12 protein-coding genes and 3 pseudogenes are annotated in these 10166 nt (G+C 40.4%); 10 read left to right on the top strand and 5 right to left on the bottom strand.

The window, feature by feature from the left end:
- A pseudogene (locus tag FD47_RS15085) lies at window positions 1-244 on the bottom strand (IS6 family transposase); the annotation flags it as partial.
- Window positions 245-267: 23 nt separating this feature from the next.
- Here FD47_RS15085 and FD47_RS15895 point away from each other — a divergent pair.
- From FD47_RS15895 to FD47_RS12375, 4 genes and pseudogenes are all read left to right on the top strand, one after another.
- Window positions 268-712 (top strand): annotated as a pseudogene (locus FD47_RS15895) (DNA topoisomerase); the annotation flags it as partial.
- A gap of 1 nt (window position 713) precedes the next feature.
- Window positions 714-1842, top strand: a pseudogene (locus FD47_RS12385) (type IA DNA topoisomerase); the annotation flags it as partial.
- 120 nt (window positions 1843-1962) lie between these two features.
- Window positions 1963-2178 (top strand): hypothetical protein, encoded by a 216-nt coding sequence (locus FD47_RS12380; protein ID WP_003713050.1) that lies wholly within the window; start codon window positions 1963-1965, stop codon window positions 2176-2178.
- Window positions 2179-2180: 2 nt separating this feature from the next.
- The gene (locus FD47_RS12375; protein ID WP_015639753.1) at window positions 2181-3305 is read left to right on the top strand and encodes an ArdC-like ssDNA-binding domain-containing protein; all 1125 of its coding nucleotides are present in this window, start codon (window positions 2181-2183) and stop codon (window positions 3303-3305) included.
- A gap of 152 nt (window positions 3306-3457) precedes the next feature.
- Here the strand turns inward: FD47_RS12375 and FD47_RS16145 are convergent, their stop codons facing one another.
- Window positions 3458-3520 carry a putative holin-like toxin gene (locus FD47_RS16145; protein WP_230083882.1) on the bottom strand — a complete coding sequence of 21 codons (63 nt, stop codon included), beginning with the start codon at window positions 3518-3520 and terminating at the stop codon, window positions 3458-3460.
- A gap of 262 nt (window positions 3521-3782) precedes the next feature.
- On the opposite strand from FD47_RS16145, the gene FD47_RS12370 reads away from it, so the two are divergent.
- From FD47_RS12370 to FD47_RS12350, 6 genes are all read left to right on the top strand, one after another.
- Window positions 3783-4226, top strand: a complete 444-nt coding sequence (locus tag FD47_RS12370; RefSeq protein WP_054736369.1) for a hypothetical protein — start codon at window positions 3783-3785, stop codon at window positions 4224-4226.
- 59 nt (window positions 4227-4285) lie between these two features.
- Complete coding sequence (locus FD47_RS16120) at window positions 4286-4411, top strand: hypothetical protein (RefSeq protein WP_263849944.1); 126 nt, start codon at window positions 4286-4288, stop codon at window positions 4409-4411.
- 134 nt (window positions 4412-4545) lie between these two features.
- Window positions 4546-5124 (top strand): hypothetical protein, encoded by a 579-nt coding sequence (locus FD47_RS15365; protein WP_054736371.1) that lies wholly within the window; start codon window positions 4546-4548, stop codon window positions 5122-5124.
- A gap of 90 nt (window positions 5125-5214) precedes the next feature.
- Window positions 5215-5709: an FMN-binding protein gene (locus FD47_RS12360; protein WP_056980749.1), complete on the top strand. Its 495-nt coding sequence runs from the start codon at window positions 5215-5217 to the stop codon at window positions 5707-5709.
- A 20-nt stretch (window positions 5710-5729) separates the two neighbouring features.
- Window positions 5730-6503: an FAD:protein FMN transferase gene (locus FD47_RS12355; protein ID WP_003572231.1), complete on the top strand. Its 774-nt coding sequence runs from the start codon at window positions 5730-5732 to the stop codon at window positions 6501-6503.
- On the top strand, window positions 6451-7770 hold the full coding sequence (locus tag FD47_RS12350) for an FAD-binding oxidoreductase (RefSeq protein ID WP_156404151.1): 1320 nt from the start codon (window positions 6451-6453) through the stop codon (window positions 7768-7770). Before FD47_RS12355 ends, FD47_RS12350 begins: the two co-directional genes overlap by 53 nt.
- 79 nt (window positions 7771-7849) lie before the next feature.
- On the opposite strand, the gene FD47_RS12345 is transcribed toward FD47_RS12350, so the two are convergent.
- The 3 genes from FD47_RS12345 to FD47_RS15075 all read right to left on the bottom strand — a co-directional run bounded on the left by FD47_RS12345 (window position 7850) and on the right by FD47_RS15075 (window position 10037).
- Window positions 7850-8281: a GNAT family N-acetyltransferase gene (locus tag FD47_RS12345; protein ID WP_082402673.1), complete on the bottom strand. Its 432-nt coding sequence runs from the start codon at window positions 8279-8281 to the stop codon at window positions 7850-7852.
- Complete coding sequence (locus FD47_RS15725) at window positions 8200-9117, bottom strand: IS30 family transposase (protein WP_054736379.1); 918 nt, start codon at window positions 9115-9117, stop codon at window positions 8200-8202. The genes FD47_RS12345 and FD47_RS15725 overlap by 82 nt, the downstream gene beginning before the upstream one ends.
- A gap of 144 nt (window positions 9118-9261) precedes the next feature.
- A protein-coding gene (locus tag FD47_RS15075) for an IS5 family transposase (RefSeq protein WP_156319487.1) occupies window positions 9262-10037 on the bottom strand; the annotation gives its coding sequence in 2 pieces (ribosomal slippage) (window positions 9262-9710 and window positions 9710-10037; 777 coding nt in all).
- Between the last annotated feature and the right edge of the window lie 129 nt (window positions 10038-10166).

Raw genomic sequence — 10166 nt, 5'->3', positions numbered from 1 at the left:
TGATATAGGTCTCATCCATACGCCAACTTTTGGAAGTGCGCCGATGGCGCTTACGCCATAGAGCCCGCATAATCGGTGAGTAATGTTGTACCCAACGCATGAGGGTTGTGTGATGCACGAAAATACCACGGTCGCGCATCATTTCAACTAGATCTCGATAACTGATGTTGTAACGCAAGTAGTAGCCTACGGCAAAAGTAATCACTGATTGATTGAATTGCCGTCCTTTAAAATGATCAGTCATCTGAAAACCTCCAGTTTCAATTCATGATACAGGATGCACTCTCCCTGAGTAAACTTTGCACCAGAACCAGACAAAACGGGGTACGCGGGGTATACTCAATTGGTCGCGTGCAGACGCCAACCTTGTATATGGTCTATCAAAGGGACCAGGCAATCAAAAACTTTAAGCCGGAACCCTATTTTGAACTAAATGCTGAAATTCTTGCTAATCAGCAAAAATTCTTCGCAAAATTAGACCCCTATCAGCGGTTTAAAGACGAAACAGGGCTAATGACATTCATGCAAGCTAAACACGTTCAGAAAGGCTCACAGGGGGGGTTAATCAAGGACGTCCAAAAACAAGACAAAAAACGAGCTAGTCCCCAACTATTCTCGCTATCTAGTCTCCAAAGTGCCATGAATAAACGTTATCACGCCAGCGCCAGCCAAACCTTAGCGGCCATTCAAAGTTTATATGAAGCCAAGTTGCNGTAGTTTATCAAATTATTTGGTCAAAATCAAAGATACTAAACAGCTTCTAAGCAAGTCGCTTTAACCAATACCACCCCAAATAAACGTTACGTCAATGGGAAAAAGGTTGAAGAACATTACGCCATTATCATGGCTAAAGTTGTGCCGACTAAAGAGAAACTAGCCAGCTTACCTAAATTACAGCAACAAGTCTATGACTTGGTTTTAAGAACGACGTTAGCGATGTTTGCTGATCCGTACGAGTACGAGGAAACTACCATTATTACCCAAGTTGGTGACGCCAATTTTAAAGCAACCGGTAAGGTCCCAACTAAGCAAGGTTGGCAAGCTTTATTTGATGATCACAAAGCCGATCAGCAAGAAGCAGCAACTTTACCGCTCGTTCACCAAGGCGACCAAGTTCAAGCAAATCTGCAAACGCCGCAAAAAGAAACAACACCTCCGGTACCCTTTACCGAAGGTACCCTGATTACGGCCATGAAGACCGCCGGCAAAACGCTTGATGATGAAGAAGCCCAAGCGATTCTTAAAGATGTGCAAGGCATTGGGACAAGTGCAACCCGGGCCAATGTGCTGGAAGTGTTAAAGAAACGTGGCTATTTAGTTACTGAAAAGAACAATCTCCACGTCAGTGAAGCCGGAATTACTTTATGTAAAGCGGTTGAACTCGAACCCTTGCTAACTAGTCCAGAAATGACGGCTAAATGGGAGCAAGCGTTACAGCAAATCAGTACCGAAGAACGCACCCCGGATAATTTTTTGAGCCAAATTAAGAAGTTTGTGGCGAAGTTGATTGCTGATGTTCCGACACAATTAACCGGCAGTGCAGCCATTAAGCAACAAATTAATCACCAACAGCAAGCGCAAAAAGCCGCCGAAGTCTTCTTAGAAACACCACAAGCAACCGTGTTAAATAAACAGAAGTTTTACATTGTGAAACCCAAGCAAGGTGAAGATTTTACCTTACCTAAGAAATGGAGTAGCAAGACGCTCGGGAAGACCGCAATTAAAGCGTTGGTCACCAAGGGGGAAACGAGCAAATTAAAGGGTTTCAAGAGCAAAAAAGGAAAGTTGTTTGACGCCAAGTTAAAGCTTGACGGCCACAAATTAAGTTTTGATTTTGATTAGAACCTGCCTACCGCCCTGCACGTTGTTTCGGTTGGTGAACTCGTCATTTAGGTTTACTTTTCAAAAACCAAAAAGTGAACCTAACCAACGAGTGTAATTGTAAAAGAAGGAGGATATATCATGAAAAATGAACTGGAAGCATTAGCAAGCGAATTACCTATTTTGACGGATAAAAGCAGTTATAAGTACCTATCAGAAGTTGCGGGTAATGGCAAATATATTCAAGTTGCGTGGCAAAAAAAGAATGCTGAATATTTAGCACTTTACGGCACACAATCTATCAAGTTACCCCAAATTGATAATTCTGTAGAGTTTGTAGACGCCGAGGAGGGTTAATCATGCCAAGTAAAGTTGAAACTGAAAAATGGAAAAGGCAGCTTGTCGAAAATGCCGAAAAAGAAATTTTAAAACTAACTGATAGTGAAAAATTTAAAATTTATCTTGATACCGTAGCAAAGTTTCACCGGTATAGCCAACGTAATATTGACCTTATCTATTCTCAAAATCCAAGTGCCAGCCAAGTTGCAGGCTTTAAAAAATGGCAGAATGATTTTAAACGATCAGTAAATAAAGGAGAAAAAGGGATCAGGATTGCGGCCCCTATTATTAAAAAACTAACTCCAGAGGATCAGAAAAGGCTTGATACGACCGAAGAAAAAGCCATAGTTGGTTATCGCTATATTCCAGTATTTGACATATCACAGACAAGCGGCGAACCAGTCCTAAGTGCTAAAGATTTTGTCAAAGAAAATTTAGCGGATCATAAAAACGTTACTAACCTATACAACGAACTCAAAAATTATTTGAATAACAATACTGATATTAAAGTCAGTGAAAAGAGATTGTCAGAACTTGGTGGCGCTAAAGGCTATTTTCAACCTAGCACTAGTGAAATCGTTATTGGTGGCGATGAGCCCGACAATGCTTTGAAACTAAAGACTTTATATCACGAATATGCACATAGCCAGCTACACGGGTTAAAATCAGCCTTTAAAGATCGGCCACGAGCCTATCAGGAAACCCAAGCCGAAGCGATTGCATATGTCGCCATGCAAAACATTGGGGTTGATACGGGCAATTACTCCCTCGGGTATGTAGCTACCTGGGCCAAAGATAAAGCCGTGATCCATAGTGCTTTAAGTGAAATCCAGCAAGTTAGCAACAAAGTGATTGAGCTTAGTGACGGGTTAACCAAACAATTAGGCTTACAAGAAGCACAAAAAGAGCCTGAGCATGATTTAAAAAAGCTATCAGCCCAGGATCTTAATAAGTCCTATCAAGGCTTGCAACTGCAAGTTAAGCAATCAACTAATCCACAACAAAAATCAGAATTAAAAAATCAATTAACCGATGTGCACCAGGAAATTAGTGATCGAACGCAAAAGCAGCTACAAGCGTTTGCTAAACAGAATCCGAAAATCAAACAACCTGATCCTGAATCTGATCAAAGTCTGAAACGTTAGCCAGTTTTTAAAGGACATGCTATAATAAAGACAGAAAAAGGAAGCCCCGCTGGAACAGGACTTCCCATACAAGCCGCTTTAAAGGCGGTGGCCTAGATTACAAAACTACATTGTCGCCCTGTAACCGACCAAAGTTACGCAGGGCGGCTTTTTTATTTGTTCCTTTTGTCGATGTATGTTAGCAACGCCAAAATAAACATTGCAAACAGCAACATCAACGAGAGTGTCTGGAAGACGCTCATTGACTGTGAAACCTTTCTGAAGATTATTCCATGTTCCCATGGGCCTCACCTCGCAAGGGAAAAGACAGCCACCGCCCTTAAAACTTCTTGCTTGGTCTATTATACAGAAAACTTGTATAGGAAGAAATATTTCTTGTAACCAGTGTGTATTTTTTGCTTTAGAATGATTGAAATTTGTTTGATTAAAAAGCAATAGCTATGTAGTTGCTTGGACATTAAAGTAGGAGTGATATTTATGATAAAAGAAACACCAAGAAACATTGAAGAGTTGAAAAAGAAAGCAAATAATAAAAACAGTTGGCGTGAACGTTTGTCTGCTGTAAATGTTTTAAAAGAATATGATTGCAAGCAGTCTAAAGATATACTTGCTAGACTTGCTATAAATGACCCAGTGTTTAAAGTGAAAGAAACGGCGTTTCGTGCTGCTCAAGCATTAGGCGTAACCAGTCATGGAAATCCTATTTATTTAGGTAAAGGAAAGAAGGGAAATCTGGTTAAGGGGATTAATAAAAAACTTGAAAAGGTTAGAAATTCATTGCCAGATGATTATTCGTTCGAAGATTTTAAGAGTGAATTTCAAAAAAAATATCCAAGCGCATATGATGTTTATGAGGGTACTAAAAAAAATTTTGATGGTTGGCTTAAAAAATCAGAAGCAAATTTACCCCATAGAAAATAAAGAGAGTAAGACAGATTAAACGCATAATGTATATAAGTTTTGAAGTTTAGGAGGACAAGATGGCTATTTTAAAACGCACTATTATTTTTGAAGACGATTTAGTTAACGGTACAGCTACCTTAAATTTAAGTTCTGGTGAAGTTAAATCAATAATATTTAAGAATAAAACCATTGAATTTTTTTAAACTTCAACGTTGATAAAGCTGCGTTTGATGAAAAAAAGGGATTTAAAGATAATCCTGAAATCAGTAAAGAAATTTCTGATAAACTACTACAGATTGACACTAAGATTATAAATTATCTCGTTGGTTTTTTTAATTTGGTTAATTTGGATTCAAACAAAATAACGAAGAAACTCCAAATAAATTTTAATGATGGCACTTGGACAGATTGTCCCTTAAACTTGAAAATCATTTTCCCAGATAGAACTATGAGCATGTCCTTATCTGATGAGGATAACTTAAAACGATTAGGAAGTTGTATCATTCACAATCAAAACATACCATTATCGTTATTGATTTTGCAGCACAGCAAATCTATTATAGATTTAAGAATAAGGTATGTATCTTTGGCTATGGCAGCAGAAATTGGTGTTAAAGAAGCTTTTAGTAGTCAGAGCACTGAACTTAGACTACTAATTGAGAACTTACCGAGTCCATCAATTGTTAAATTAACAAGTGATAAAGTCTTTAATCCCATTTTTGGTTGGAAAATACCTAAAGAATTGAGAGCAGCACTTGGGAAGGGAATGGAGTGCCGAAATAAATTAATTCATACTAATGGGGACTCTATTAATCTTGATTTAGAAAAAGTTATTGACTATCAAGAAAAGGTACAATTATTAATTGCGCTTTTATTGCAAATATTTGGTGAAATTATTTTTTTAAGGTTCAGTTAGTGTCCACTTAAGGTTGGGTTAATCCATAGCAGTTAAACTGACAACAGTTAGAAAGCAAATAATATAAAAAGTTAAAAAGAAGGTTCAATTATGAAAAAAATTCTTGCAGTTCTGGTCACAGGTTTAATCGCGGTCGCGATGGTTTTAGATGCTTACTGGTTGTTACAAATGAATAAAGGATCATCGACTGATGCTAGTGCGACCACCACGAGTCAAGCAACGACGACTGACAGCACAAGTGACACCACCAGTGTTAGTTCGAGTTCATCGACGATTTCGACGAGTAGTTCGAGCGGCAAGTATAAGGATGGCACTTATAAGGGCTCATCTGTGAGCACCCAGTGGGGTAACGTCCAGGTTAAAGTGACCATTTCTGGCGGGAAAATCACCGACGTGACGATGGTTCATAGTACAAGTGAAGATGGTGAAGGCCGCAGTCAGGCAATTGACAACCAGGCTGAACCCGTTTACATCTCTGAAACAAAGAAAGCCCAATCCGCTGATATCCAAGCTATCTCTGGGGCAACCGTGACATATGAAGGTTACACCCAATCACTACAATCTGCACTAGATAAAGCAGTATAATAAGGTAGAGGTATAGGCATATGGAAATGCATTCTAAGCGTATCAAAGGGCATACCATGTTGAGTTTTGTGTATCACACAATGGGCACGGTTTTTACTAGCCAAATTGTTTTGGATGAGACAGCCGAGAAGCCGGCGTTGCTCACTAAAATAGAACACTTTCAAAATCTGTTAGAAGTATATTTAGAGCAAATCAATACCCGTTTTTCACCGTATTTAGCTGATTCTGAGGTCAGTCGCTATAATCGTGGTGAGATCACGGCCCTGACGATGTCGCCAGATCTTTATTTCGTCTTTGCCTCAAGTTTAGCAGCTAAGTTAGCAACGCATGATGCTTTTGATGCCAACTACAATGGTGAATTTGAACCCTCTGGTTTTGTGAAGGGCTGGTCGATTGAAGTTGGCTTTTCAAAATTCCTTGTGCCCCTATTCCAATTTCCCAGTGTACAAGCGGTGAACTTGATCGGTGGGGGTGATATGCAGATGGAGACCCGGGAGCAATCGGACTGGGTATTTGACATCGGCATTGTTGATCCGACCGATCGTTATAGCATTATTAAGACGGTCCAGCTAAAAACCGGGGCGATTGCCACATCGGGCATTTCTGAACGGGGGCACCATATTAAGGGAGCTGTCGACGATATCCTACAAACAACGGTGATTGGCCAAGCGCTCCAGGAAGTTGATGTGTGGGCGACGGCCTTAATGGTGAATCCTGACCTAGCACTACCTGACAATTTAAGTGGGTTTATTTTTACAAGACAAGAGGGCGAAACACATGCTAAAATCTCATAAATATTGGCTCGGACTTTTCTGGATGGCAGCTATTTTTGTCTTGCCACTACCGTTAATCCAGACCCTATCACAGGGGATGCAAAACACAATCAATATGTCAAATCTATTCGCTTCACAAATTGGGATCATCGCGTACGTCTGGATGCTTTTTGCCATTGCTATTTCCATCAAACCGAAGTGGATTGACAAATTGATCGGTTTGCCAGAGATGTATTTTGTCCATGGTATCCTGGGTGTCAGTGCGATTGTCTTGGCTTTTACACACAAAATGATGTTGCAATCCTCAGGGTTAATTAAACAGACTGGTGATATCGCTTTAATCATCTTTATTGGGATTGCGGCCTACTCAATTTTCTTCATGTCGGGTTGGTTAACATCAAGAAGTAAAGTGCTCCGAAAGATCAAGACAACCATTGAAAAGATTTTGAGCTATGAAGTCTCGGTATGGCTCCATCGTTTAAATATTGTGGCCACGTTGTTAGTGTTTGCACACGTTATTTTAATACCCTACATTGTGACGATCACGCCATTCATGACATTGTTCTTTGTCTACTCAGGTGTGACCGCGGTGATGTATCTGTATTATCACTTTGGTAAGCCGCTCCTCGCGAGACATGGGCAACTCATCGCCAATAAAAAGTTGGCCCATTCTGTAACTGAGTTGGTCATCCGTCTTAATAAAAATGCGCAGATTCATCCGGGTGATTTTGTCTATATTTCATTTCCAGAAGTTGATGGTTTTAAAGAGATGCACCCATTTTCAATTTTGCGCTATGACCAGGCGCAGCGAGAATTGGTTTTTGCCATCCGTAATTGGGGTGATTTTACCGCAAAGTTAGACAAAATACCAGTGGGTGCCAAGGTCAAGATTGATGGCTCTTATGGGCGATTGTCAGAATCGATTAAGGAAAATGAAGGCAAGCATTTAGTCTTTATCGGCTCAGGGGTGGGATCGGTCCCACTGATTTCACTCACCAGGTCGCTGATCGATAAGCACAAGGTGTCCTTTATCCGTGTGGCGTCGAAACAAGAAGATTTAATCTATGAGAGTGATTTGCAGGATTTAGCGGTGAAAAACCCTAATCTAGATTATGCATCGCAAGTGGGACGCTTAAAAGAAAATCAAGTCAAAACGATTGTTGCTAAAAATCGCAATTCCTTCTATATTGTGGGTGGTTCAACGCCAATGATGGTCGGCACGATGAAGTTGCTCCAAGATGCAGGTGTTCGTAAAGCTGACATCTATGGTGAGAAGTTTAATTTCTAATCATAGTATAACTACATAAAAGGCCCTCAAGGTTGGCAATGCCAATCCTGAGGGCTTTTTACGTAGTTAATCATTTTAATCACAGATGTTTGACCATTAGCAAATCGATTTGGGGTGCATCACCAAGATGAACGGTGCGGCTACCTGCGAATTCAAAACCGTAGTGTTGATAAAATGTGATGGCTGTTTGATTGTATTCCCAAACTCCTAACCAAACTTGTTTTTTACCTAAGAGGGTAGCCTTAGTCTTTGCAAGGTTATATAAGATCTCACCGAGGCCTTGGTTTTGAAAAGCGTGGCGAATGTATATACGTTCAATTTCTAGAGCGTCCTTGAAAGTATTTTCCGATTGTGCATCTGCCGTGTTCAATTTCAGATATCCCACGGCACCGTGGTCATCATCAAATATAAAATGGTAGATTGCAAGAATTAACCGAACACTGCAAACTGCTGAAAAACCTTTCGTGGTGATTGCCAGTTGAGTGTTTTCATTGGTCTCGCATTGAGCCAATGATTAATTTGATCTAATTCTTTGGCGCTAACTGTTTCAATTTTGCGTTCTTTCGGTATAAAACGACGGACGTATCGATTTAATATCTCATTACTCCCACGTTCTTCTGGTGAATATGGGTACGCAAAATAGACTGGAATGCCTAGTTTTTGCTCGATTTCGTTATATTTTGCAAATTCTCGCCCACAATCAACAGTGATTGACTTGGCATTTTTGATCCCTTGAAAAAAACGAATTAAGACTGGCGTCACTGCCTGACTATTGCGCCCAGTGACCTGTCTCACGATATGTTGCCGGCTTAGTCTTTCAGTAATTGTCACCAGCACATCGCCACGTCTTTTACCCGATTGCATGGTGTCAACTTCAAAATGTCCAAAGGTTTGTCGTGCTTTCACACTTTCAGGTCTCGTTTCAATCGAACGACCATGCACAAATACTTGTCGTCTACCATCAGATTGACGCTTTTGACGGATACCTTTGTCAGGTAAATCAGCTAATGACAGTTTGAGTCGTCCAGCATTGAGCCAATTATAAATCGTTTTGAAAGGTAACCCTAAAACATGCGCAGCGGTTTCTGGTGACCACTTCAATATACCAATGTGGTGATTCAAAAAGACAGCGATAGCTGGTGTTAGCGTGTCATGACGACCACGTAGATGACGTTTTTTCAATGCCAACGCATGAGCAATCTCAGCTTTATAGGGTGTAACTTGATGAATTTCAATCGAAACGGTTGAAGGAGAGCGTTTAATAAAGCGCGCAATGGCACGAACAGAATAATTCAATTCGAGTAAAGTTTGAATGACAGTGCGTTCTTGAGATGATAAACTAGTCATGAGTCGCAGTTCCTTTATGGTTGTTTTAGACAATTACCATTAAAGGCGCTGCGGCTTTTTTATTCAAGTGTTCGGTTTAATTTTACAATCTACCATATAAAAATGCATTGGGTCATAATGAAACAACTAGGGCCCGTCTGAAAACTATTTGAGCCAAGTCAAAACAGCTGTCACATAAATAGTTTCTAAAAAGACATGAGCTAGCTTATCAAAGCGCGTCGCTACGCGCCGAAAGTTTTTAATTTGGTTAAAGAAATTTTCAATTAAATGTCGTTCACAGTAAACGTAATAGTCGCAAGGCCATGGATTTACGGTATTGCTTTTAGGTGGAATTGTGTACTGACCATGTTCGGCTTCAATATACTGCCGAAGTTCTGCTGTTCCATATGCTTTATCCGCAATCACATTTACGCCTGCCAAGCTTAGCTGATTTAGTAGGGGCCGGGCAGCTTGGCTATCGTGAACGTTCCCACCGGTTAACAGAAATCGTAGTGGATTACCTAGACCATCAACGACCGCATGAATCTTAGTCGTGCGACCGCCACGACTTAAGCCGATGGCTTGGTTTTTGACGAGACAGCGGGCGTTTTTTTAGCACCAGTGGCTTTTTGGTGAACTCGGATACTGGTTGAGTCTAAGCTAACGTTTTCTAAGTCAGGATCATCAATCAGACTTTCAAACATCTTTTCGAACAATTCCGCATCAGTCCAAAGACGAAAGCGGCTATAAACCGTTTTCCAGGGACCATATCGTTCAGGTAAGTCGCGCCAAGCGGCGCCACTTTTTAATAACCAAAGGACACCGTTAAAGGCTTGACGATTGGATAGTTTAGCTGGTCGACCAGTTCGATAAGGTGGAAATAGATCTTCAATCCGTGTCCACTGTTCATCAGTAATCTCGTAACGTTTGGGGATTGTCATGATTAATGGCCTCAATTCGTTTTACAAGAATTATAACCAATGAGGATGCTTTAAAGCAATGTTTTAAGACGGACCCTAGACAGTTTTACGAGAACCTTAGAACCTGTTTTTAATCTTTAATAACGTTTC

Origin of the sequence: Lentilactobacillus parafarraginis DSM 18390 = JCM 14109, assembly GCF_001435895.1 — a bacterium.
Lineage (GTDB): Bacteria > Bacillota > Bacilli > Lactobacillales > Lactobacillaceae > Lentilactobacillus > Lentilactobacillus parafarraginis.
Note: the sequence above shows the minus strand (reverse complement) of the source record. Positions and strands in the feature narration are given on the sequence as shown.

Coding starts and splice junctions, on each gene's coding strand:
- FD47_RS12380 (WP_003713050.1), top strand. CDS start 1,963: ATGAAAAATGAACTGGAAGCATTAGCAAGCGAATTACCTATTTTGACG.
- FD47_RS12375 (WP_015639753.1), top strand. CDS start 2,181: ATGCCAAGTAAAGTTGAAACTGAAAAATGGAAAAGGCAGCTTGTCGAA.
- FD47_RS12370 (WP_054736369.1), top strand. CDS start 3,783: ATGATAAAAGAAACACCAAGAAACATTGAAGAGTTGAAAAAGAAAGCA.
- FD47_RS16120 (WP_263849944.1), top strand. CDS start 4,286: ATGGCTATTTTAAAACGCACTATTATTTTTGAAGACGATTTAGTTAAC.
- FD47_RS12360 (WP_056980749.1), top strand. CDS start 5,215: ATGAAAAAAATTCTTGCAGTTCTGGTCACAGGTTTAATCGCGGTCGCG.
- FD47_RS12355 (WP_003572231.1), top strand. CDS start 5,730: ATGGAAATGCATTCTAAGCGTATCAAAGGGCATACCATGTTGAGTTTT.
- FD47_RS15725 (WP_054736379.1), bottom strand. CDS start 9,117: ATGACTAGTTTATCATCTCAAGAACGCACTGTCATTCAAACTTTACTC.